The following is a 23,706-nucleotide window of genomic DNA, read 5'->3' on the forward strand; positions in this document are numbered from 1 at the left end:
TCCCGTTCACCCCTGAGTTTGAATGCGGGGGCTCGTGACCCGAGAACTTAAGGATTCGTCCATGACCTCGCAACCCTCCCTTGCGAAGGCAGACAGCAGCCCCACATCCCCTGGGGATCCGCAGTCCGGCCAGAGTGGTGACACCGGCGACGGCCTCAAGGCGGGTCTGAAGAACCGCCACCTCTCGATGATCGCCATCGGCGGCGTGATCGGCGCCGGTCTCTTCGTCGGCTCCAGCTCCGGCATCGCCGCCGCCGGGCCCGCGATCCTCATCTCGTACGCCCTCGTCGGCACGATGGTCGTCCTCGTGATGCGGATGCTCGGCGAGATGGCCGCCGCCCGGCCCGCCTCCGGCTCCTTCTCCACCTACGCGGACCAGGCCCTCGGCCGCTGGGCCGGCTTCTCCATCGGCTGGCTGTACTGGTTCTTCTGGGTCGTCGTGCTCGCCGTGGAGGCCACCGCGGGGGCCGTCATCCTCAACGGCTGGATACCCGCCGTCCCGCAGTGGGGCTGGGCGCTGATCGTGATGGTCGTCCTCACCGCGACGAACCTCGTCTCGGTGGGCTCGTACGGCGAGTTCGAGTTCTGGTTCGCCGGGATCAAGGTCGTCGCCATCGGCGGCTTCGTCGTCATCGGTCTGCTCGCCGTCTTCGGCCTGCTGCCCGGCTCCGACAATCCCGGCGCCGGGTTCGCGCACCTCACCGACGCGGGCGGCTTCATGCCCAAGGGCGCGGGCGCCATCCTCACCGGTGTGCTGATGGTCGTCTTCTCCTTCATGGGCAGCGAGATCGTCACGCTGGCCGCCGGCGAGTCCGAGGACCCGCAGCGCGCCGTCACCAAGGCGACGAACAGCGTCATCTGGCGCATCGGCGTCTTCTACCTGGGCTCGATCTTCGTCGTCATCACGCTCCTGCCGTGGAACGACAAGTCGATCACCGAGCACGGCAGTTACGTCGCCGCGCTGAACTCGATCGGCATCCCGCACGCCGGCCAGGTCATGAACGTCATCGTCCTCACCGCCGTGCTCTCCTGCCTCAACTCCGGCCTCTACACCGCCTCCCGCATGGCCTTCTCGCTCGGCCAGCGCGGTGACGCGCCCAAGTCCTTCGCGCGCACCAACGCGCGGGGCGTGCCGATGGCCGCGATCCTCGGCTCCGTCGTCTTCGGTTTCGTCGCCGTCTGGTTCAACTACCAGTGGAAGGACACCGTCTTCGACTTCCTGCTCAACTCCTCGGGCGCGGTGGCCCTCTTCGTGTGGCTGATCATCAGCTTCACGCAGCTGCGGATGCGCGGCATCATCCTGCGCGAGGAGCCGGAGAAGCTCGTCGTGAAGATGTGGCTCTTCCCGTACCTGACGTGGGTGACGATCGGGATGATCTCGTTCGTGCTCGTCTACATGCTGACCGACGAGGCCGGCCGCAAGCAGGTGCTGCTCTCGCTCCTCGCCGCCGCCTTCGTCGTCGTCTTCTCGCTCGTGCGCGAGAAGGTGCGGCCCCGGGGTTCCGACGGAATTCCGGTGGAGTCGCAGAAGAGCTGAGGCCGGGGCGGTCCACCGGTGCGCGATGCTCTCCGTGTCAGACGAGACAACGGAGGCACCCGTGGACCACACCGCCCAGCGACTCGTGTTCCGGCCGGACGACGCCGGATACGAAGCGGAACTCGCCGGAATGCAGACCGGCTTCGCGACGCGGCCCGCCGTCGTCTTCGGCGCGCGGAACGCCGACGACGTCGTCGCCGCGGTGTCGTACGCCGCCGAAGCCGGCCTGCCCGTCGGCGTCCAGGCCACCGGGCACGGCGTGCCGGGAGCCTCCGAGGGCGGCGTCCTGATCAGCACGCGGCGGATGGACTCCGTGCGCGTCGACCCCGAAGCGCGCTCCGTCACCGTCGGCGCGGGCGCCCGCTGGGGCCAGGTCGTCGAGGCCGCGGTGGCGCACGGCCTCGCCCCGCTGAACGGCACGGCGCCGAGCGTGGGCGCCGTCTCGTACACCCTCGGCGGCGGACTCGGCATCCTCGGCCGCGAGTTCGGCTACGCGGCCGACCACGTCCGCTCGCTCGACGTCGTCACCGCGGACGGCGTCCTGCGCCACGTCACGGCGGACAGCGACCCGGAGCTCTGCTGGGGGCTGCTCGGCGGCGGCGCGAACCTCGGGGTCGTCACCGGCCTGGAGATCGGCCTGCTGCCGGTGGCCAGGGTGTACGGCGGCGCCCTCGCGTTCGACGGCGGCGCGGTCGACCCGGCCGCCGTGCTGCGCGGCTACGAGCAATGGACGCGGACCCTGCCCGACGAGGTGACCTCCTCGCTCGCCGCGCTCGTCTACCCGGACCTGCCGCAGCTCCCGCCGCACCTGAAGGGCCGCTACCTCCTCCTGATCCGGGTCGCCTCCACCGTCCCGGCGGCCGAGGGCGAGCGGCTCGTGGCTCCCCTGCGGGAGATCGGGCCCACCGTCTCGGACACGCTGCGCGAGCTGCCGTACGCCGAGAGCCCCTCCATCCACGGCGACCCGGACTTCCCGCACGCCTTCTACGGCGACAACGTGCTCCTGAGCGGGCTCGACGTCGACGCGGCCGCCGACGTCCTCGCGCTCGCCGGGCCCGGCGCGGCCACCATGCACGTCCTGCAACTCAACCACCTGGGCGGGGCGCTGGCGCGGCCCGCGCAAAACGCGGTGCCCCACCGCGAGGCGAACTGGCTCCTGCGGCTCCTGTCGCCGCTGGACGGGACGGACGTCGAGACCCAGCGGAAGGTGCACGCGGAGGCGTTCCGGCTGCTCGCGCCGCAGGTCCTCGGGCGCTCCCTCAACTTCGTCTTCGGCGGCAACGACCGGCCGGAGGGCCTGTACGACCCGGAAACGCTGAAGAGGCTCGCCGCGTTGAAGGCCACGTACGACCCGGCGAACCTCTTCAGGCGCAACTACAACATCGGATAGCCCGGCCGGCGGCCGGAGCGACCGGTCAGCGGTCGAGGAGCTTCCACGCCGTGGGCAGCGCGCCCATCGCGAGCGCGGCCTTCAGGGCGTCGCCGATCAGGAAGGGCGTGAGCCCGGCGGCGACGGCCTGGGTCAGCGACATGCCGGTGGCGGCGGCCAGGTAGGGGACACCGACCGCGTAGATGATCGCCGAGCCGAGGACCATCGTGCCCGCCGTGCGCAGCACCGAACGGTCGCCGCCGCGGCGGGCCAGCGCGCCCACCACCGTGGCGGCGAGCAGCATGCCGAGGACGTAGCCGAGGGACGGCGCCGCGACGCCGGAACCCGCCTGGGCGAACCAGGGCATGCCCGCCATGCCCACGAGGGCGTACAGCGCGAGCGAGAGGAAGCCGCGGCGGGCGCCCAGCGACGTGCCGACGAGCAGCGCGGCGAAGGTCTGACCGGTCACCGGCACCGGGGAGCCCGGCACGGGCACCGCGATCTGGGCGGCGATCCCGGTGAGCGCGGCGCCGCCGAGCACGAGCGCCGCGTCCTTCACGCGGGACGCGGGCAGCAGGTCCGCGAGGACCTGGCCGGGACGGGTGGTGGCAGCGGCGATGCTCATCGGGGACTCCGCGAGGACGTGGGCAGGTGGGGAACGCGTCGACGCTATCCCAGGCGGCGGCGCGGCAACACGGTCATCGGCCGACAACCCGGGGGCGGGGCCTTGGTGGGCTCCGTACAAAGGGGCGTTCGTACACCTCGGGAGGCGTGACGCTCGTCACGGAGGTCGGCGGGTGGGTGCCCCGTTTTGCGCGAGGGGCTGCCGCCCGGGGAGACTGTAGGGTCCCGCTAAACCACTGAGCACCCTGAGAGCAAGCTGAACGCCATGCACGACCAATTGCCGCCCGACAAGACGGCACCCGGCGCCGGGGGTTGTGCCCACCCTTCCCCGAGCTCTCGGCTTCGCTCGGGCAGGGGAGGCCCCACTCGCCGTGCGGGACGCCTGCCCACAACAGCAAGCCGCCCCGAGCCTCTGGGAGGCGGTCTCAAGCAGCGGCACCTGACCATGCTCGGGCTCGGCGGCGTCATCGGCGCCGGGCTGTTCGTGGGGTCGGGGGCGGGGATCTCGGTCGCGGGCCCCGGCATCGTCGTGTCGTATCTGATCGCGGGCGCGCTCGCGATGTGCGTGATGCGGATGCTCGGCGAGATGTCGGCCGCGATGCCCGCGTCGGGCTCCTTCTCCGTGCACGCGGAGCGCGCGCTCGGCCGGTGGGCCGGGTTCAGCGTCGGCTGGCTCTACTGGTTCCTGCTGGTGGTCGTGCTCGCCGTGGAGGCGACCGGCGCCGCGCAGATCGCCAACGGCTGGGCGCCCGCGGTGCCGCAGTGGGCCTGGGTCCTGATCTTCATGCTGGTCTTCACCGCGGCCAACCTCGCCTCGGTGAAGAACTTCGGCGAGTTCGAGTTCTGGTTCGCGGCCCTGAAGGTCTTCGCGATCGTCGCGTTCCTGGTCCTCGGGCTGCTCGCGGTCTTCGGCGTGCTGCCCGACACGGACCCGGTGGGCCTCACCAACCTCACCGGGCAGGGCGGGTTCCTGCCGAACGGCTGGGAGGGCGTCGTCTCGGGCGTCCTCGCCGTCGTCTTCGCGTTCGGCGGCCTGGAGGTCGTGACCATCGCGGCCGCCGAGTCCGACGACCCGGTGCGCTCGGTGGCCCGCGCGGTGCGCAGCGCGGTCTACCGCATCCTCTTCTTCTACGTCGGGTCGATGCTCGTCATCGTGACCGTGCTGCCCTGGACGGCGCAGCGGGCCGGGGCCAGCCCGTACGTGACGGTCCTCGACGCGATCGGGGTGCCGTCCGCCGGGACCATCATGAACATCGTGGTGTTCGTGGCGCTGCTCTCCGCGCTCAACGCCAACCTCTACGGCTCGTCCCGGATGGTCTTCTCGCTGGCCGAGCGCGGCGAGGCGCCGAAGGCCCTCCTGACGGTCTCCGGCGGCGGCGTGCCGCGCCGCGCGGTCCTCGCCTCCGTCGCCTTCGGCTTCGTCTCCGTCGTCCTCAATCTGAAGTGGCCGGACTCCGTCTTCCTCTACATGCTCAACTCCGTCGGCGCGGTGCTCCTCTTCGTCTGGGCGCTGATCGCGGTCTCGCAGCTGCGGCTGCGCCGGCGCGTCGAGCGGGAGGCGCCGGAGCGGCTGGTGCTGCGGATGTGGGCGTTCCCGTATCTGACGTGGGCGGCGCTGGCCGCGATGGCCGCCGTGCTGGGGCTGATGCTGACGGACGAGGGGGCGCGGCCGCAGCTGCTGTGGTCGGCCGGGGCGACGGGGCTCGTCCTGGTGATCGCGGGGCTGCGGGAGTGGCACGCGGCGCGCGTGAAGGGCAGATGAACTTGTTGTGCACATTTCTTCACAACGTGTGAGCGTCGTGTCCGTATAGCGGTCAAGTGTTCCCTGTCAGCGGTACCGGAGCTCAGACTGTGGGCCGCTCGCTCCCCCGTCTCGGCTACTGAACAGGGCACGCCCATGTCTCGGACGTCCACCCAGCAGGACGCAGCACCCGAAGAGGCCCCCAAGGCCGACTCGCCGCTCGTGCACGGCCTCAAGCAGCGGCATCTTTCCATGATCGCTCTCGGTGGCGTGATCGGGGCCGGTCTCTTCGTGGGGTCCGGGGCGGGCATCGCCGCGGCCGGTCCCTCGATCGTCCTCGCCTACGCGCTGTCCGGCGCGCTCGTCATGCTGGTGATGCGCATGCTGGGCGAGATGTCGGCCGCCAACCCGGCGTCGGGCTCCTTCTCGGTCCACGCCGAGCGGGCCATCGGTCCGTGGGCGGGCTTCACCGCGGGCTGGGGCTTCTGGTTCCTGCTCTGTGTCGCCGTCGGCCTGGAGGGCATCGGCGCCGCCAAGATCATGGTGGGCTGGTTCCCCGACAGCCCGGAGTGGGCGTGGGTCGCCCTCTTCATGCTGGTGTTCTGCGGCGCGAACCTGACGGCCGTGAAGAACTTCGGCGAGTTCGAGTTCTGGTTCGCCGCCCTCAAGGTCGGCGCCATCACGCTGTTCCTCGGCATCGGCGCCCTCGCGATCCTCGGCATCCTGCCCGGCTCGGACGCCCCGGCCCCCGGCCTGGAGAACCTCAGCGGCGAGGGCGGGTTCATGCCGAACGGCACGGACGGCCTGATCATCGGCCTCCTCGCCTCCGTCTTCGCGTACGGCGGCCTGGAGACCGTCACGATCGCCGCCGCCGAGTCCGAGAACCCGGTCAAGAGCGTCGCCAAGGCCGTGCGCACGGCGATGTGGCGCATCGCCGTCTTCTACGTCGGCTCGATGCTCGTCGTCGTCACGCTGCTGCCGTGGGACAACAAGGAAGTCGTCGCCAAGGGTCCGTACGTCGCCACACTCGACCACCTGGGCATCCCCGCCGCCGGCGAGATCATGAACGTCATCGTCCTGGTCGCCCTGCTCTCCGCGATGAACGCCAACATCTACGGCGCCTCGCGCATGTCGTACTCCCTGATCGAGCGCGGCCAGGGCCCGAAGGTGCTCGGCCGCGTGTACAGCGGCGTGCCGCGCCTCGCCGTCCTCGCCTCCTCGGTCTTCGGCTTCGTCTGCGTCCTGCTCAGCTACTGGCGCCCCGACGACGTCTTCCCCTGGCTGCTCAACATGATCGGCGCGATGATCCTGGTCGTCTGGATCTTCATCGCCGTCTCGCAGCTGATCCTGCGCCGCAGGACGGAGCGCGAGGCCCCGGAGAAGCTGGTCGTGAAGATGTGGGGCTTCCCGTTCCTGACGTGGGTGGCGCTGGCCGCCATGGCGTACGTCTTCTACCTGATGACCGACCAGCCGGACACGCGCAAGCAGTTGCTCGCCACGGGCGCGCTGACGCTGGGGCTCGCCGTGATCGGGTTCGTGCGGCAGAAGATGGCGGAGAAGCGGGCGGCAGTCGTCTAGGACGTCTCAGCCCGAGACGTACGAGAAGGCCCCGGACCTTGTGGTCCGGGGCCTTTCCGCGTCCCGGCCGCCGACCCGCGGACCTAGGACGAAGGGCTGATCAACTTCTCGGGTTTCCTGCTGCTAGCCTGCACTTGCGAGATAGTTGCAATAACTTGGGCAACACAAAAGCGCACCACAGCAGAGCAGCAGTCGGAGGGCTCGGACTCATGGCCATTTACACGCTTCCTGAACTTCCGTACGACTACGCGGCGCTCGAACCCGTCATCAACCCGCAGATCATCGAGCTGCACCACGACAAGCACCACGCGGCGTACGTGAAGGGCGCGAACGACACCCTTGAGCAGCTGGAGGAGGCTCGCGACAAGGAGACGTGGGGCGCCATCAACGGCCTGGAGAAGAACCTGGCCTTCCACCTCTCCGGTCACATCCTGCACAGCATTTACTGGCACAACATGAACAGCCCGAAGGACGGCGGTGGCGGCGAGCCGCTGGCCGCCGACGGTGTCGGCGACCTCGCGGACGCGATCACCGAGTCCTTCGGCTCCTTCGCCAAGTTCAAGGCCCAGCTGACCAAGGCCTCGGCGACGACGCAGGGCTCCGGCTGGGGCGTGCTCGCCTACGAGCCGCTCAGCGGCCGCCTCATCGTCGAGCAGGTCTACGACCACCAGGGCAACGTCGGCCAGGGCTCCACGCCGATCCTGGTCTTCGACGCCTGGGAGCACGCCTTCTACCTTCAGTACAAGAACCAGAAGGTCGACTTCATCGAGGCCATGTGGCAGGTCGTCAACTGGCAGGACGTGGCGAAGCGTTACGCCGCCGCGAAGGAGCGGGTCAACAGCCTGCTGCTGGCCCCCTGAACCAGGGCTGTCGTCCGCTCCCCCGGTGACAGCCCGTGAAGGTCCTGCCTCGTGATCATCTTCTCAACCTTCACCGGGGCAGGTGAATGGAGAAAGGCCCCCGTGAGGACGTGACTCACGGGGGCCTTTCGGCATGCCGGGGCGCGGTACGGGTGCGGTTCCGGGTGCGGCTCAGTCGAAGATCGGGCCCTGGGTGCGGGTCCGCTTGATCTCGTAGAAGCCCGGCGTCGACGCCACGAGCAGCGTGCCGTCCCAGAGCTTCGCGGCGGCCTCGCCCTTGGGGGCGGGGGTCACGACCGGGCCGAAGAAGGCGACCTGCGAGCCGTCGGCGCCGGGGACGGCGATGACCGGCGTGCCGACCTCCTGGCCGACCTTGTCGATGCCCTCCTTGTGGGAGGCGCGCAGCTCCGTGTCGTACGCGTCCGAGTCCATGTAGTCGACGAGGTCGGCGGGCAGGCCTGCGTCCTCCAGTGCTCCGACGACCGCCTCGCGGGTCGGGCCCTCGCCGCGGTTGTGGAAGCGGGTGCCGAGCGCGGTGTAGAGCTTGCCGAGGATCTCGTCGCCGTGCTTCTGCTGGGCGGCGATGACGACGCGGACGGGGCCCCACGCCTGGGTCGCCAGCATCTCGCGGTACTCCTCGGGGAGCTCGTCGAGCTTGTCCTCGTTCAGGACGGCGAGGCTCATGACGTGCCAGCGGACCTCCACGTCCCGGACCTTCTCGACCTCCAGCATCCAGCGGGACGTCATCCAGGCCCAGGGGCACAGCGGGTCGAACCAGAAGTCGACGGGGGTCTTGCTGCCGTTCTCGGACATGTCTCTCCCTAGGGAATCCGTTCGCATCTGGCCGGGGAAACGTCAGTGGCGCACCGGGGCATTCCCGGATGTCGGCCGCAGACGGCACATGCGAGGATCGTAGACATTCGTACGGGTCACGCGAGTCGTACGAGTCGTGCCGATCGTGCGCATCACAGTCATGCGAGTCACAAGGGAGTGCCGCCCGTGCCCGGTGAGAATCTGTCCCGCGACGAGGCCCGCGAGAGGGCCGCGCTGCTCTCCGTCGAAGGCTACGAGATCTTTCTCGACCTGCGCTCGGCGGTCGGCGAGAGCGGTCAGGAGCCGCGCACATTCCGCTCGGTCACCACGATCCGGTTCCGCAGCGCCGAGCCGGGCGCCGCGACCTTCGCGGACCTGATCGCGCCCAGCGTCACGGCACTCTCGCTCAACGGCAAGGACCTGGACCCCTCCGAGGTCTTCGACGGCACCAGGATCACCCTGGAGGACCTCGCCGAGGAGAACGAACTGGTGGTGGACGCCCAGTGCGCCTACAGCCGCACCGGTGAGGGCATGCACCGCTTCGTCGACCCGGAGGACGGTGAGGTCTATCTCTACACGCAGTACGAGCCCGCGGACTCCCGCCGCGTCTTCGCCAACTTCGAGCAGCCCGACCTGAAGGCGCCCTACCGCTTCTCGGTGCAGGCCCCCGAGGGCTGGACCGCGTGGTCCAACGGCGTGGGCGAACTCTCCGACGGCGTGTGGAGGTTCGCCGAGACGAAGCCGATCTCGACGTACATCACGGCGGTCGTCGCGGGTCCCTACCACTACGTCACGGATTCGTACTCCCGCGTCCTGCCCGACGGCACGCGCCTGGAGATCCCGCTCGGCGCGATGTGCCGCAAGGGCCTCGCCCCGCACTTCGACGCCGACGACATCTTCCTGGTCACCAAGCAGGGCCTGGACTTCTTCCACGACCACTTCGACTATCCGTACCCCTTCGGGAAGTACGACCAGGCGTTCGTGCCGGAGTACAACCTCGGCGCGATGGAGAACCCGGGCATGGTGACCTTCCGCGAGGAGTTCATCTTCCGCGGCAAGGTGACCCAGGCGTCGTACGAGCGCCGGGCCAACGTCATCCTCCACGAGATGGCCCACATGTGGTTCGGCGACCTCGTCACCATGCGCTGGTGGGACGACCTGTGGCTCAAGGAGTCCTTCGCCGACTTCATGGGGTCCTTCTCGATGGTGGAGGCAACCCGCTTCACCAATGGCTGGATCACCTTCGCCAACAACCGCAAGGCCTGGGCCTACCGCGCCGACCAGCTGCCCTCCACCCACCCGGTCACGGCCGACATCCGCGACCTGGAGGACGCCAAGCTCAACTTCGACGGCATCACGTACGCGAAGGGCGCCTCGGTCCTCAAGCAGCTCGTGGCGTACGCGGGCCGTGACGCCTTCCTGGAGGGCGCCCGCCGCTACTTCAAGCGGCACGCGTACGGGAACACGGTCCTCGACGACCTCCTCTCCGTCCTGGAGGAGACGTCCGGGCGCGACATGGGTTCCTGGGCGCGGTCCTGGCTCCAGACGGCCGGCGTCAACGCCCTGACGCCGCAGGTCATCCTGAACGCGGAGGGCCGGATCACCGAGCTCTCCGTCCTCCAGGAGGCCGCCGAGTCCCACCCAGAGCTCCGCCCGCACCGCGTCGCCGTCGGCCTCTACCGCAGGACGCCGGGCGGCGACCTGGAGCGGTACGCACGCGCGGAGATCGACGTCGACGGGCCGCGCACCGTCGTGGCCGAGCTGGCCGGGGAGGCCGCGCCCGAGCTCGTCCTGGTCAACGACGACGACCTGACGTACTGCAAGATCCGCTTCGACGAGAACTCCCTCGCCACGCTCCGGGACCACCTCGGCGACATCACCGACCCGCTGGCCCGCGCCCTGTGCTGGTCGGCGCTGTGGAACCTCACGCGGGACGGCCTGATGCCCGCGCGCGACTTCATCGGGCTGGTGCTGCGCTTCGCCGGGCAGGAGAGCGACATCGGCGTGCTTCAGATGCTCCACGCGTGGATGCGGTCCGCCCTCACGCACTATGCCGCGCCCGAGTGGCGCGAGGAGGGCGGCCGGGCGCTCGCCGAGGGCGCGCTGCGGGAGCTGCGGATCGCGGCGCCGGGCAGCCAGCACCAGCTGACATGGGCGCGGTTCTTCGCCGCGGTGGCGTCGTCGGCCGCCGACCTCCAGCTGTTGCAGGGGCTGTTGGCGGGCAGCGCGAAGATCGACGGCCTGGACGTCGACCAGGAGCTGCGCTGGGCCTTCCTGAACCCGCTGGCCGCGCACGGCGTCGCCGACGAGGAGGTCCTCGCCGCCGAGCTGGCCAGGGACGACACGGCTTCCGGCAAGCGGCACCAGGTGCGGTGCCTGGCCGCGCGGCCCTCTGCGGCGGTCAAGGCGCAGGCGTGGGCCGCCGTGGTCGAGTCCGACGCCCTGTCGAACGCGCTGGTCGAGGCGACCATCTCGGGCTTCACCCAGTCCTCGCAGCGCGAGCTCGTCGCGCCGTACGCGCCGAAGTACTTCGCCGCCATCGAGCGGGTCTGGGCGGAGCGGTCCATCCAGATCGGCATGGACGTGGTGAAGGGCCTCTTCCCGCACTTGCAGGGGGACGCGGTGACGCTCGCGGCGGCCGACCAGTGGCTCGCCACCCACGAGGCGGCCGCGCCGGCCCTGCGCCGTCTGGTCCTGGAGGCGCGCGACGACCTGGCCCGCTCACTGCGGGCACAGGCGTGCGACGCGGGGGCCGCGGCCTAGCCGGCCCCAGGTGGTGCGGGCGTGTCACCGTGTTCCACGGGCACGGTGGTGCGCCCGCGGGCGCAGGTCAGGGGGTCGGTCGGCGCGGGCACTCATCGGCTGTCGAACGTCCGTGCTTTAGGGCGAGCTTGTCCGGGTTTGTCGACGGGCTTGTAACAGCGGTTAGCGGGGCGACCGGCCGAGGGAACGACCGGGGCATGAACCACAACACCCCGCTCTCCCCCCTCTCCCTCCCCCTCCCGCTCAGGCACCTCGCCGACGCCCGGCCCCGCGTCATGAGCACCGCCCAGCTCGGCGAGCACGGCGTCTCCGCGGCGGACGCCGGCGCCCACTGCCGGCCCGGCGGCCCCTGGCAGCAGCTGCTGCCGGGCGTCTGCCTGCTGCACCTCGGCCCGCCGACCAGCGAGGAGCGGCTGCACGGCGCACTGCTGTACGCGGGGCGGCCACCGGCCAGGCAGGCGGGGGCCGTGCCCGCCCAGCCCCGCGCGGGCGAGCCGCACGCGCCGTACGCGGACGCGATGATCACGGGCCTCGCCGCGCTCGCCCTGCACCGCTTCTCGTCCGCTCCCCCGCTGCTCTCCCTGGACCGCATCGACGTGCTGGTGCCCCGCACCCGGCGGCTGCGTTCGGTGGGCTTCGCCCGGCTCGTGCGCACCTCGACGATGCCGACTCCGCAGCAGGTCACGGGGGTTCCGGTCGCTCCCGTGCCGCGGGCCGTCGCCGACGCCGTGGCGCGGCTCTCCGAGGCGGGTGCGGTGCGCCGGCTGCTCACCGAGGCGGTGCGCGGCGGGCACTGCGAACCGGCCGCTGTCGTGCGGGAGTTGACCCTCGCCCGGCTGCTGACCCGGCCGCATGTGGTGGACGCCGTCGACTCGCTGCTCGCCGAGGGGCGGGCCATCGCCGAGGACCGGCTGTACCGGATGGTCGACGAGCACGGGCTGCCCGCCCCGCTGTGGAACGTCGACCTGCGCCTGCCCGGCGGCCCGCCGCTCGGCGGTGTCGACGCCTACTGGCCCGACCAGGCCGTGGCGGTGGAACTGGACACGCGCGCGCCCCGCCAGGGCCTGCGGCAGGACGACGACGCGCTGTGGTCCGAGTGCGTGCGCAAGCGCGAGCACCTGGAACGGCTCGGCATCACCGTCGTCCACATCACCCCGAGGAAGCTCAGGGACGCGCTGGAGCAGCAGGCCACGGTGGTGCGGACGGCGCTCATGGCGGCGACGGACCGGGAACCGGCGGCGTATGTGGTGGTGCTGCCCAGGTAGGAGCGGCGCCCGAGCCGTTTCTCAGCCCTTGCCGCAGAACTCCGCGTTGAGGACCGCCGCCGCTCCGTCGCTGGGACCGTTGAAGTTGAGGGCCAGCGCGTGGCGGCCGTCCGCCGTGGCTCCGGCCGCGGACGACGAGCCGTGTATGTCGCCGCCGTGGCCCCAGACGACCGTGCCGCAGTGGGTCCTGAAGGGTTCCAGGCCGAGCCCGTACCGCTGGCCGGGCCGGTCGTCGCCCTTCGGCACGGTGGTCTTCATCGCGGCGAGCTGCCGCTTCGGCAGGAGCTTGCCGCGCAGCAGGGCGCTGTAGAAGCGGTTCAGGTCGGCCGAGTCGGAGATCATCTCCCCGGCCGCGCCGGCCACGGACGGGTTCATCTCCGTCACGTCGTGGTTCTTGGCGCCGGGGGCTTCGGAGAGCCTGGTGTAGGCGCGGGAGCTCGGCCGCGGCACGGTCGGGTCGGTGCCCGGGACGGTGGTGTCGTGCAGGCCGAGCGGTTCGACGATGCGCTGGCGGACCGCCTGCGCGTAGGGCGCGCCGGTGACCTTCTCGATGATCAGGCCGGCGACGACGTAGTTGGTGTTGGAGTACTTCCAGCCGGTGCCGGGCGCGAAGTCCGGCTTGTGGCGCATGGCCGTCGCGACCTGCTGGCGGGCGGTCCAGGTGTCGTAGCGGTGGCGGAGGAAGTCCTCGGTGAACACCTTCCGCCGGAACTCCGGGTCCTCCGTGATGTTGAAGATGCCGCTGGTGTGGTTGAGGAGTTGGCGCACGGTGATGCGGTCGCCGTCGTGTCCGTTGCCCTCGACGACGCCGGGCAGCCACTGCCCGACCGTGTCGTCCAGGGACAGTGCGCCCTCCGCCTCCAGCTGGAGGAGGACCGTCGCGACGAAGGTCTTGGTGATGCTGCCGACGCGGTAGTGGTCGTGGGCCCCGCGCGGCGTGCCCCGGTCCAGGTCGCCGATCCCCGCGGCGGCGTTCCAGGGGCCGCGCCGGTCCGTGACCTGGGCCGTCACCCCGGGAGCGTCCTCGTTCAGGGCCGCCTCCATCGCGCGCAGGGTCTCCCGGTGCCGGTCCCCGTTCCCGGGGGCCGCGACCGCCGCGGACGCCGCGAGCGTGCCCGCCAACGCCGCCGCGGCCAGCGCCGCCGCCACGCCGGCCCGCCGTCTCTTGAGTACCGCCATGTCCGTACCGTCCCTCCGGTCGCCGCAGCAGGGCTTCGCCGCCCTCGGCCGGTGGGACCCGTGGCCCGTGGCGCCGGGTTGAGCGGCGCCCGGGGGTTGGGCGGGTTTCAGCCCTTCCGCAGCACCAGTTCGGTGTTGCGGTCGCCCGCCTCGCCGCCCAGGGCGGGCTTCGCGCCGGGGGCGTTGAAGGACAGTTCGCGGTAGAGCGCGGCCAGGCCGGTCTGTGAGAGGTCGGCGAAGTCGGTGCGGTGCGGGGCGGCGGACTCGATGAGCGTGGTGTGGACGGAGACCGTGCCGTCGTGGTTGTCGCTGATCTCCACCACCCGCGCGAGCTGCGGGAAGTCGATGTGCGAGGCGGTGGAGACCTCCCAGAAGGCGCCGTGCGGGGTGCGGTGCGGGGTGATCCTGTTCCGGTGGCTGTGGCCGTTGACCCAGGCGAGGACGGAGCGGTACCGGCCGAGCAGCGAGACGACCTCGTCGCCGCCGTGCCGGGCCTCGCCGGGGCGTGCCGGGTCGTGGCGGAGGTTGCGCATGGTCCTGCTGGTGTGGTGGCTGAGGACGACGACGTACGACGGGCCGCCGGCGCGCCGCTCGTTGGCCGTCAGCTCGCGCTCCAGCCAGCGGAGTTGGGCGGTGCCGAGGGAGCCTTCGTAGTGGCCGCCGGGGTCGGTGGTGTCCAGGCTGATGCCGAGCACGTCGTCGCTGATGCGGAAGGAGTAGTACTGGGTGGCGGCGGCGAGGTTCTGCTGGGTGTAGCCGTGGCCGTGGGGGCCGGGGCCGGTGTGGGCGGGGTCGAGGTGCGCCTGGAGGTACTCGACGGGGGTGAAGGGCGCCCGGGAGGGGTCCGGCGTGACGGACCGCATCCGCCGCTTCTCGCTCCGCAGGAGCTCCTTGAACTGTGTGCCCTTGGGGTCGCGGCCCTTCTTGACCGCCTTCCAGAGGGCGGCTCCGCGCGACTCGTCCAGGGACATCAGCTTCTTGCCCCCGACGGCGAACTCGGTGAAGTACGAGTCCTTGGGCGCCCAGCAGCCGCCGGGCAGCGCGTCGTGGTTGCCGACCGTGGAGTACCAGGGCAGGCCGAGGCCGGGGCTGTTGACCTCGCGGATCGCGGCGTCGAGGAAGCCGTGCAGGTGCGGGAAGCCGAGCCGCTTGTCGGCGTCGCGCAGGGCGTCGTCCGGGTGCCAGTACAGCTCGACGCCGCTGGCCTGCACGCCTTCGTAGCGGCGCGGGTCGCCCGTGTTGGGGGTGATGCGGCCGCCGTTCATGACCTTGAGGAACCAGTCGAGTTCGGCGCGGGAGTTGTTGTCGGTGTTGTCGCCGGTCGTCACGACGCAGTGCAGGGGGGCGCCGGTGGCGGGCGCTCCGCGCAGCGCGTTGACGCGTTCGACGAGGGCGACGGCGCCCGCCACGGACAGGGACTCGTGGGGTCGCCAGGCGCTGGCGGTCTGCGCGCGCAAGTACTCGTACCGCAGCGGGTGTTGCACGTCGACGAGGTGCAGGTCGGTGAATTGCACGAAGGCGGCGAGCGGGGTCCGCCGCCCCTCCCGGCCGTCCTTGGCCGCCGCGAGGTCGCCGCGGACGACGCGCGGCCAGGCGGGCCCGTCGCCGAGCCGCCGGTAGCCGGTGGTGCCGTGCGAGGCGGCGACGGTGAGCAGGGTGGTGCCGTTCTTGTACGGCATGAGGGGTGCGGCGGGCGCGGGGCGGGAGCGCGGGACGGTGGCGTGGCCCGCAGGTGAGGCGTTGCCGGCACCGGCGCCGGGGCCGAGGGCGTAGCCGACGCCTGCGGAGAGGGTGACCGCCCCGGTGGCGGCGAGGAACGCGCGGCGGTCGAGTCGGGCGGTGGCGGCGGCTGGTGCGGTGGCGACAGAGCGTATGCGCGGCATGCGCGGTCTCCCCGAGTGCGAACGCGTCGGCAGTGGTCGCGGGCGTCCCGGCCGGACTGTGGCCTGCGGACTCCCGCTCGTACTGGATCGTTGGCATCGGGAATGGCCTGTGCGTGAACGAGACGGCAACGGGCAGCACCGATCACCGTACGTGGATCACTCGGCACCCTGCGCGGTCATCCGCCCCTCCCCGACCGGAGAGGAAGCGGTCACTCCGCGTTCACCTCGCGGGGAAGGGAAGCCCGGAAGGGAAGCCCCCGGAGAGAGGTCAGCGCACCGGGCCCGCGGCGCGGCCGTGTCCGTCGGCCGGGCGGTTGCGCCACAGTTCGAGACCGATGTCGACGAGTCCGACGCGGTCGAGGTCCGGCACGGCGGCGAGGGGGTGCCAGGCCGCGAGGTCCGTGGACCCGCCGGTCTCATGGCGGAGTTCGCCGCCCGTGACGCGCCCCTCGTACACGATCCGCAGTCCGTGGAAGTCGGCGACGGCGCCGAGCCTGCGCGGGTAGCGGCGGCGCAGCGAGTCGATGCCGAGGAGCGCGACGGGCTGGACGACATAGCCGGTCTCCTCGTCGGCCTCGCGGATCACGGTGTCGTAGGGGTCCTCTCCGTGGTCCATGCCGCCGCCGGGCAGCGTCCAGCGTTTGCTGCCGTCGCCCGCCACCCAGCGGGCCAGCAGCACCTGCTCGTCGCGTACGCATACGGCGTAGGCCGCCACCCGGAGTTCTTTCTGCACGAGGTCGACGCTAGGCGGTTCTCCTGTTGCCCGTCGTTCATCTGCGAGTTTGCCGTGGCTTGTCGCGCAGTTCCCCGCGCCCCTTCCAAAGGCACGACCGCTCCCCATGTCCCCCTATAGCCGCCCATGTCCGCGCTGGCGCATGGCGGAATTGCGTCACGCCCTGATCACAGCTCGGACAACTCTCCCCAAACAGCTGTCACTTGCGTAAAGCTGAGCGGTCATCCGGCCCCGCATTCCGGAACTCCTCGGAGTTCCGGGGCCGGGTCGACCCTCCTTCCCGACCTTCACGCACAGGGATGCCGATGCCCAGATCCAGTTCCAGCGCCAGACGCGCGCCCCGCCTCGCGATAGCCGTCGGTCTCACCGCCGCGCTCTGCGCGACCGGGGCCGTGCCCCTCGCCTTCGCGGCGGACGAGACCCCCGTGCCCGCGCCCAAGTCCGCGGGCGGCAAGCTCGGTCCGGCCGACGCCGACCTGCTCGCCGACGCCAAGGCGGAGGGCGAGAAGACCGTCACGATGATGGTGGCCACCGCGCCCGGCGCCACCGAGCAGGTCGCCGGCCGGCTCGACGCCGTCAAGGGCGGCTCGGTCGGCCGGACCTACGACAAGCTCGGCTACGTCCGCGCGACCGTGCCGACCGGCAAGGCCGACGCGGCGATCAAGTCGGCCGCCGAGCTGTCGTCGGTGCACGCCATCGATCTGCGCCACGAGATCGAGCTGGACGACCCGACCCCGGCCGCCGACCGCGCCAAGGGCGCGCGGACCGCCGCGCGCGGCACCTACCCGGGGCCGGACAGGAACACCCCGGCGAAGAACCCGTACAACCCGTCCGCCGAGACGGGCGCCGTCGACTTCGTGAAGAAGAACCCGAAGGCGGACGGCCGCGGCGTCACCATCGGCATCCTCGACTCCGGCGTCGACCTCGGCCACCCCGCGCTGAAGAAGACCACCACCGGCGAGCGCAAGATCACCGACTGGGTGACCGCGACCGACCCGATCGTGGACGCGGACGGCACCTGGCGCCGTATGACCAACCCGGTCAGCGGCCCCACCTTCACCTGGGACGGCGAGACCTGGCAGGCCCCGGCGGGCTCCTTCCAGGTCAACCGCTTCCGCGAGTCGGCCACCACCGGCGGCGACGCCAAGGGCGACATCAACCGCGACGGCGACACCACCGACAGCTGGGGCATGCTCTACGACCCGGCCGCCGGCACGGTCCGCGTCGACCTGAACAACAACAAGGACTTCACCGACGACGAGGTGATGAAGCCGTACAAGGACGGCCACCAGGTGGCCTACTTCGGCAAGGACGACCCGGCGACCGACGTCGTCGAGCGCGTCCCGTTCGTCGTCGAGATCCGCAAGGACGTCCCTACCGACCCGTACGGCGGCGACTGGGTCGGCAAGAAGGCCGACTTCGTCAACATCGGCGTCATCGAGTCCGAGCACGGCACGCACGTCGCGGGCATCACCGCGGCCAACGGCCTGTTCGGCGGCAGGATGAACGGCGCGGCGCCCGGCGCCAAGCTGGTCTCCTCGCGCGCCTGCACCTGGACCGGCGGCTGCACCAACGTCGCGCTCACCGAGGGCATGATCGACCTCGTCACCAAGCGCGGCGTCGACATCGTCAACATGTCGATCGGCGGCCTCCCGGCCCTCAACGACGGCAACAACGCGCGCGCCGAGCTCTACACGCGCCTCATCGACACCTACGGCGTGCAGCTGGTGATCTCCGCGGGCAACTCCGGCCCCGGCGCCAACACCATCGGCGACCCCAGCCTGGCCGACAAGGTCATCTCGGTCGGCGCCGCCATCTCCAAGGAGACCTGGGCCGCCAACTACGGCTCCCAGGTGGAGCGTCCGTACGCGATGATGCCGTTCTCCTCGCGCGGCCCGCGTGAGGACGGCGGCTTCGCGCCGGTCATCTCGGCGCCCGGCTCGGCCATCAACACCACCCAGACCTGGCTGCCGGGCTCCCCGGTCGCCGAGGCGGGCTACAAGCTCCCGGCCGGCTACTCCATGCTCCAGGGCACCTCGATGGCGTCCCCGCAGGCCGCGGGCGCCTCGGCGCTGCTGCTCTCCGCCGCCAAGCGGGAGAAGGTCGACCTCACCCCGGCGAAGCTGCGCACCGCCCTCACCTCGACCGCGGACCGCATCCGCGGTGAGCAGGCGTACGCCCAGGGCACCGGCCTCATCAACGTGGTCGACGCCTGGAACGCGATCGAGGACGACGCGAAGGCCCACACGTACACGGTGAAGGCCCCCGTCGACACCGCCCTGGAGCAGGAGCTGAAGAAGCCCGGCACCGGCATCTACGACCGCGAGGGCGGCCTGCGGACCGGCCAGAAGCGGACGTACGACGTCACGATCACCCGCACCTCGGGCCCGGACCGCGGCGTCCGCCACGAGCTGGACCTCGTCAACAACCACGAGAAGACCTTCCGCCTGCTCGGCGACGGTGACGTCACGCTGCCGCTGAACAAGCCGGTCACCGTCAAGGTCCAGGCGAAGGCCAAGTCCGCCGGGCTGCACAGCGCGATCCTCACCGTCGACGACGAGCGCTCCGAGGGCATCGACCAGCAGATCATGTCGACGGTCGTCGTCTCGCAGCCGCTCGCCAAGCCGTCGTTCACCTTCTCCGCCGAGGGCTCGGTGCAGCGCAGCGCCCCGCAGTCCTACTTCGTGACGGTCCCCAAGGGCGCCAAGTCCCTGGAGGTCTCCCTCGGCGGCCTGAAGGACAAGAGCCAGACCCGCTTCATAGCGATCCACCCGTACGGCGTCCCGGTCGACTCCACCTCGTCGATCGTCTGCTACCCGAACTACGAGAACCCGGCCAACACCTGCCGCCCGGACCTGCGTGCGTACGCGGAGCCGCAGGCCGGTGTCTGGGAGATCGAGGTCGAGTCGCGCCGTACGTCGCCGCTGCTCGACAACCCGTACAAGCTGAACGTCGCCGCGCTCGGCGTCGACTTCGACCCGGCCGTGCAGACACTCCCGGAGGCGAAGGTCGGCACGCCGGCGCCCGTCTCCTGGAAGGCCACGAACAACTTCGCGGCCGTCGACGGCAAGCTGAAGGGCGGCTCGCTCGGCTCCGCGAAGTCGGCGCGGCCCACCATCAAGCAGAACGAGACGCAGACCACCGAGGTCGTCGTGCCCGCGGGCGCGGAGCGTCTCGACGTCGCCATCGGCTCCCCCGCGGACGTCGCCGCCGACCTGGACCTCGCCGTGAAGAAGGACGGCCAGGTCGTCGGTTCGTCGGCGGAGGGCGACTCGGAGGAGAGCGTGAGCCTGAAGAAGCCGGCCGCCGGTACGTACACGATCGAGGTGACGGGCTACTCGGTGCCGTCCGGTTCGACCGCGTACGACTACCGGGACGTCTTCTTCTCGGACGCGCTCGGCCAGGTCACCGTCGACGAGTCGAAGCCGGTCAAGCTCGGCAACGGCGCGTCGGCGCAGGTCGACGCCAAGGTCGAGGCGAAGGCCCCGGCCGCCGCGGGCCGTGAGCTGTTCGGCGAGGTGTCCCTGCTCAACGCGGGCGGCACGGTCGCGGGCAGCGGCAGCGTGAAGGTCGAGAAGGTCACGCCGTAGCGGTCTTCGCGGCGGTGTTCTTCTGAACAGGCGCCGGACGGGCTCGGTCGAGCCCGTCCGGCGCTTGTCTCATCCGTCGCAGCGGATCTCCTTCGAGGCCGGCAGGGCCTTGAGGATCATCGCGCGCAGAGCGGCGCGGTCCTCGCCCACGGCCCAGTTGTCCGGCTCCCCCGAGCCCTTGGGGACGGTGATCAGGACGCGGTCGCCCGCCTTCAGGCGCGGATCCACGTCACGGTCCATCGGGAAGACGACCGTGCCGTCCCCGGACGTCGGCTTCAGATACCGCGACACCGCGACCGTGACGCGGTCCCGCGAGTCGCCCGGCACCGGCTCGACCGCCGTGACCGTGCCCTCCACGATGAGCCGCGAGCACGCGACGAAGCCCTCGGAGCTGAGCTTCCCCTCCGGTGCCGCGTCCTGCGCGCTGCCCGCCGCCGTGTCGTTGTCGGCGGCGCCGGGGCCGGCCCCCACCGAGAGCCAGGCGAGCCCACCGGCCAGGGCGGCGGTCACCGTGGCGGCCACCGCGCCGAGCGCGACGGTGACACGCCGGCGGCCCGCGCGCGGCCTCAGCGGAACGACCGGCTCCACAGGCTTGGCGGAAGCCGCGAGCGCGTCGCCCACGGCCCCGAGCCGCTCCCTCAGCAGCGCGACGTCCGCGACGGCCGCCGCGTGGGCGGCCGCGAAGTCGGGGTCGCGCAGCGCCTCCCCGGGCACGGGGTCGTCCGTGATCGCGAGCATCAGCGCGTCGAAGTCGTTCTCCCGCACCGTCACACCACCTCCCCTTCGTGCAGCCGCGCCCGCAGGAGCCGTACCGCCGTGTGCAGTCTGCTCTTGACCGTGCCCTCCGGGATGCCGAGCTCCTCGGCGATGGCCCGGACCGGAAGGTCGGCGTAGAAACGCAGGACGAGGACCTGCCGCTGGGCGTCCGGCAGCTCGCCGAGGCCCTGCGCGACGGCCAGCGAGGTGGCCCGCGCCTCCGCGCCGTCCTCGTCGGTGGCCTCCCGCCACAGCACGGCGAGCCGCTCACCGAGCCGCTCCTGCCTGCGCCGGGCCCGGTGCCAGTCCATGGCCAGGTTGGACGCCACGACGGCGGCCCACGCGGACACGTCACGCGGCGCCTCGCGCCCGTCCGCGGCCCGCTCCAGGAGCTTCAGCCGCACCTGCTGCACCCCGTCCGGCAGATCGGCGTGCGGCACCCCGCCGAGCGCGAGCACGGCCCGCACCCGGTCCTCCTGGGCCGCGTCCAGCGGGTCCGCTCCCCCGGCCGCTCCCCCGGCCCCCGCCCGCGCGCGGCGTGATTTTCTGCGCAGCAACGTGCCCCTCCCCTCCCCGCGTTTCCCCTAGGACGCCCCGGGCCCGCGAAACGTTCACGGCGGCACACCGCGAATGTGGCGTCCCGCACCTCGGACAATGGATTGGACAAGGCGGCCCTGGACAGACGCATCATGGAGCCACCCCCCACAGACCGGCCGAGGTCACGAGGCCGCACGCACAAATGGAGGACATCCCCGTGAAGGTCGGAATCGTCGGAGCCACCGGTCAGGTCGGCAAGGTCATGCGCAAGATCCTCGCCGAGCGGAAGTTCCCGGCCGACGAGCTGCGCCTCTTCGCCTCGGCCCGCAGCGCGGGGAAGGTCATCGACGGCGTGACCGTCGAGGACGCCTCCACCGCCGACTACACGGGCCTGGACATCGTGCTGTTCTCCGCGGGCGGCGCCACCTCCAAGGCCCTCGCCGAGAAGGTCGCCTCGCAGGGCGCCGTCGTGATCGACAACTCCTCGGCCTGGCGCCGGCACCCCGAGGTCCCCCTCGTCGTCTCCGAGGTGAACCCGCACGCGATCAAGGACCGCCCCAAGGGCATCATCGCCAACCCGAACTGCACGACGATGGCCGCGATGCCGGTCCTCAAGCCGCTGCACGCCGAGGCGGGCCTCGAAGCGCTGGTCGTCGCCACCTACCAGGCGGTCTCCGGCTCCGGCCTCGCCGGGGTGGACGAGCTCTTCGAGCAGGTCAAGAAGGTCGGCGAGGACGCGCCGAAGCTCACCCACGACGGCTCCGCGGTGGAGTTCCCCGAGCCGGACAAGTACGTCGCGCCGATCGCGTACAACGTCCTGCCGATGGCGGGCTCGGTCGTCGACGACGGCCTGAACGAGACGGACGAGGAGCAGAAGCTCCGCCACGAGTCCCGCAAGATCCTGGAGATCCCCGAGCTGAAGGTGTCGGGCACCTGCGTGCGCGTGCCGGTCTTCACCGGCCACTCCCTCCAGGTCAACGCCCGCTTCGCGCGTCCGCTGAGCCCTGAGCGCGCCACCGAGATCCTGGAGGGGGCCGAGGGCGTCGTCGTCACCGAGGTGCCGACGCCGCTGGTCGCCGCGGGCAAGGACGACTCCTTCGTGGGCCGCATCCGCAAGGACGAGACGGTCGAGAACGGCTTGGCGTTCTTCATCTCCGACGACAACCTCCGCAAGGGCGCGGCGTTGAACGCCGTGCAGATCGCGGAGCTGGTCGCCGCGGAGCTCAAGGGCTGACCGCACGCATGTCCCGTAGGGGGCGGTCACCTTTTCCCGGTGGCCGCCCCCTTCGCCGTCCCTTTCGCGCACGCCACCGCGACCAACGCGAGCCCGGCGAGTGTGCAGCCGAGCCACAGCACGCCACCGGCCCCGCTGCTGTCCGCGACCCGGCCGCCCGTGAAGGCGCCGAGCGCGATCGCCACGTTGAAGATGCCCGCGAAGAGCGCCGACGCGGCCTCGCGGGCGTGCGGGGCGGCGGCCATCACCCAGTTCTGGGCGGAGACCGAGACCCCGCCGTAGGCCAGGCCCCAGGCCACGAGCAGCGCCACCGAAGCGGTGAGCGAGCCGCCCGCGGGCACCATGAGCAGCACCACGGCGCCGAGCGTGGCGCTGATCGCGAGCAGCGCCCTGCGCGGGTCGCGGGCCGCGACGGCACCGCCCGCGAAGTTGCCGACGACGCCCGCCGTGCCGTAGGCGAGGAGCAGCCCGCTGACCAGGCCCGCGCCGATGCCGGGCACCCGCTCCAGGACGGGCCGGACGTAGGTGTACGCGGCGAAGTGGCCGGTGACCAGGAGGGTGACGGCGAGCAGTCCGGCCCGCAGCCTGCCGATGCGCAGCAGGCCGGGGAAGACGCCGAGGCCGATGACCTGGTCCGCGGGGAGCCGGGGCAGGACCGTGGCGAGCAGCGCCGCGACGGCGAGGGCGAGCACGGCGAGAGCCGCGAACCCCCAGCGCCAGCCCGCCAGTTCGCCCAGGAGCGTGCCCGCGGGGACGCCGAGCACGGACGCCACCGCGATCCCGCTGAAGATGACCGCGGTGGCCCGGCCCGCGCCCTCCTCGTGGACGAGCCGCACGCCGAGCCCGGCGGCGATGGCCCACACGCCGCCGATGCAGACGCCCACCAGGACGCGGGCGGCGAGCAGGACGCCGAAGGCGGGCGCGAGCGCGGAGGCCACGTTGGCGGCGGCGAGCAGCGCCATCAGGACGGCGAGGACCGTGCGCCGGTCCGCGCGGCGCACGGCGACGGGCAGCAGCAGGGCGGCGAGCGCCGCGACGAGGCCGGGCAGGGTGACGGCGAGGCCGGCGGTGCCGTCCGAGACGTGCAGGCCCGAGCCGATGGAGGTGAGGAGTCCGACGGGGAGCATCTCCGTGGTGACGACGGAGAAGGTCGCGGCGGCGACGGTGAGGACGGCGGGTCCGCCGCGCCGGCGCTCCGACACGGCAGGTGGTGTGGGGAGTTGTGTGGTCTGAGACATGGCATC

At 71.7% G+C, this 23,706-nt stretch carries 17 protein-coding genes; 9 read left to right on the forward strand and 8 right to left on the reverse strand.

What is annotated here, in order from left to right; all coding sequences use genetic code 11:
• The first annotated feature begins 61 nt into the window (after positions 1-61).
• Positions 62-1,537, forward strand: a complete 1,476-nt coding sequence (locus tag ACZ4Z4_RS02620; RefSeq protein WP_468321131.1) for an amino acid permease — start codon at positions 62-64, stop codon at positions 1,535-1,537.
• A 130-nt stretch (positions 1,538-1,667) separates the two neighbouring features.
• Positions 1,668-2,927 carry an FAD-binding oxidoreductase gene (locus tag ACZ4Z4_RS02625; RefSeq protein ID WP_468322084.1) on the forward strand — a complete coding sequence of 420 codons (1,260 nt, stop codon included), beginning with the start codon at positions 1,668-1,670 and terminating at the stop codon, positions 2,925-2,927.
• A 25-nt stretch (positions 2,928-2,952) separates the two neighbouring features.
• Here the strand turns inward: ACZ4Z4_RS02625 and ACZ4Z4_RS02630 are convergent, their stop codons facing one another.
• The gene (locus tag ACZ4Z4_RS02630; protein WP_398297800.1) at positions 2,953-3,531 is read right to left on the reverse strand and encodes a biotin transporter BioY; all 579 of its coding nucleotides are present in this window, start codon (positions 3,529-3,531) and stop codon (positions 2,953-2,955) included.
• Between the two features lie 444 nt (positions 3,532-3,975).
• On the opposite strand from ACZ4Z4_RS02630, the gene ACZ4Z4_RS02635 reads away from it, so the two are divergent.
• From ACZ4Z4_RS02635 to ACZ4Z4_RS02645, 3 genes are all read left to right on the forward strand, one after another.
• A complete protein-coding gene (locus tag ACZ4Z4_RS02635; RefSeq protein ID WP_468321134.1) occupies positions 3,976-5,292 on the forward strand; it encodes an amino acid permease in 1,317 nt (438 codons plus the stop codon).
• A 135-nt stretch (positions 5,293-5,427) separates the two neighbouring features.
• Positions 5,428-6,849, forward strand: coding sequence for an amino acid permease (locus tag ACZ4Z4_RS02640; RefSeq protein ID WP_468321136.1), 1,422 nt, complete (start codon positions 5,428-5,430; stop codon positions 6,847-6,849).
• Positions 6,850-7,058: 209 nt separating this feature from the next.
• Complete coding sequence (locus ACZ4Z4_RS02645) at positions 7,059-7,709, forward strand: superoxide dismutase (protein WP_362339562.1); 651 nt, start codon at positions 7,059-7,061, stop codon at positions 7,707-7,709.
• 171 nt (positions 7,710-7,880) lie between these two features.
• Here ACZ4Z4_RS02645 and ACZ4Z4_RS02650 read toward each other — a convergent pair whose 3' ends face one another.
• Positions 7,881-8,522, reverse strand: a complete 642-nt coding sequence (locus tag ACZ4Z4_RS02650) for a mycothiol-dependent nitroreductase Rv2466c family protein (protein ID WP_468321139.1) — start codon at positions 8,520-8,522, stop codon at positions 7,881-7,883.
• A 186-nt stretch (positions 8,523-8,708) separates the two neighbouring features.
• Here ACZ4Z4_RS02650 and pepN point away from each other — a divergent pair, with 186 nt between their 5' ends.
• Both pepN and ACZ4Z4_RS02660 read left to right on the forward strand, forming a co-directional pair.
• A complete protein-coding gene (gene pepN / locus ACZ4Z4_RS02655) occupies positions 8,709-11,285 on the forward strand; it encodes an aminopeptidase N (protein ID WP_468321142.1) in 2,577 nt (858 codons plus the stop codon).
• A 197-nt stretch (positions 11,286-11,482) separates the two neighbouring features.
• Positions 11,483-12,550 carry a hypothetical protein gene (locus tag ACZ4Z4_RS02660; protein WP_468321145.1) on the forward strand — a complete coding sequence of 356 codons (1,068 nt, stop codon included), beginning with the start codon at positions 11,483-11,485 and terminating at the stop codon, positions 12,548-12,550.
• A 21-nt stretch (positions 12,551-12,571) separates the two neighbouring features.
• On the opposite strand, the gene ACZ4Z4_RS02665 is transcribed toward ACZ4Z4_RS02660, so the two are convergent.
• The 3 genes from ACZ4Z4_RS02665 to ACZ4Z4_RS02675 form a co-directional block, all read right to left on the reverse strand.
• The gene (locus ACZ4Z4_RS02665) at positions 12,572-13,729 is read right to left on the reverse strand and encodes a serine hydrolase domain-containing protein (protein ID WP_468321147.1); all 1,158 of its coding nucleotides are present in this window, start codon (positions 13,727-13,729) and stop codon (positions 12,572-12,574) included.
• Positions 13,730-13,836: 107 nt separating this feature from the next.
• Positions 13,837-15,612 carry a TIGR03767 family metallophosphoesterase gene (locus ACZ4Z4_RS02670; protein WP_468321150.1) on the reverse strand — a complete coding sequence of 592 codons (1,776 nt, stop codon included), beginning with the start codon at positions 15,610-15,612 and terminating at the stop codon, positions 13,837-13,839.
• A 268-nt stretch (positions 15,613-15,880) separates the two neighbouring features.
• Positions 15,881-16,345, reverse strand: coding sequence for an NUDIX hydrolase (locus ACZ4Z4_RS02675; RefSeq protein ID WP_468321152.1), 465 nt, complete (start codon positions 16,343-16,345; stop codon positions 15,881-15,883).
• 305 nt (positions 16,346-16,650) lie between these two features.
• Here ACZ4Z4_RS02675 and ACZ4Z4_RS02680 point away from each other — a divergent pair, with 305 nt between their 5' ends.
• Positions 16,651-19,935 carry a S8 family serine peptidase gene (locus ACZ4Z4_RS02680; protein WP_468321155.1) on the forward strand — a complete coding sequence of 1,095 codons (3,285 nt, stop codon included), beginning with the start codon at positions 16,651-16,653 and terminating at the stop codon, positions 19,933-19,935.
• 69 nt (positions 19,936-20,004) lie between these two features.
• Here ACZ4Z4_RS02680 and ACZ4Z4_RS02685 read toward each other — a convergent pair whose 3' ends face one another.
• Both ACZ4Z4_RS02685 and ACZ4Z4_RS02690 read right to left on the reverse strand, forming a co-directional pair.
• Positions 20,005-20,700, reverse strand: a complete 696-nt coding sequence (locus tag ACZ4Z4_RS02685) for a hypothetical protein (RefSeq protein WP_468321157.1) — start codon at positions 20,698-20,700, stop codon at positions 20,005-20,007.
• 2 nt (positions 20,701-20,702) lie between these two features.
• Positions 20,703-21,248, reverse strand: coding sequence for an RNA polymerase sigma factor (locus ACZ4Z4_RS02690; protein WP_468321160.1), 546 nt, complete (start codon positions 21,246-21,248; stop codon positions 20,703-20,705).
• Between the two features lie 197 nt (positions 21,249-21,445).
• On the opposite strand from ACZ4Z4_RS02690, the gene ACZ4Z4_RS02695 reads away from it, so the two are divergent.
• Positions 21,446-22,462, forward strand: coding sequence for an aspartate-semialdehyde dehydrogenase (locus tag ACZ4Z4_RS02695; protein WP_468321162.1), 1,017 nt, complete (start codon positions 21,446-21,448; stop codon positions 22,460-22,462).
• 26 nt (positions 22,463-22,488) lie between these two features.
• Here ACZ4Z4_RS02695 and ACZ4Z4_RS02700 read toward each other — a convergent pair whose 3' ends face one another.
• Entirely contained in the window at positions 22,489-23,700 is a 1,212-nt protein-coding gene (locus ACZ4Z4_RS02700; RefSeq protein WP_468321165.1) for an MFS transporter, read from the reverse strand.
• Positions 23,701-23,706 lie beyond the last annotated feature (6 nt).

It is taken from the genome of Streptomyces sp. NPDC030245 (assembly GCF_055572995.1).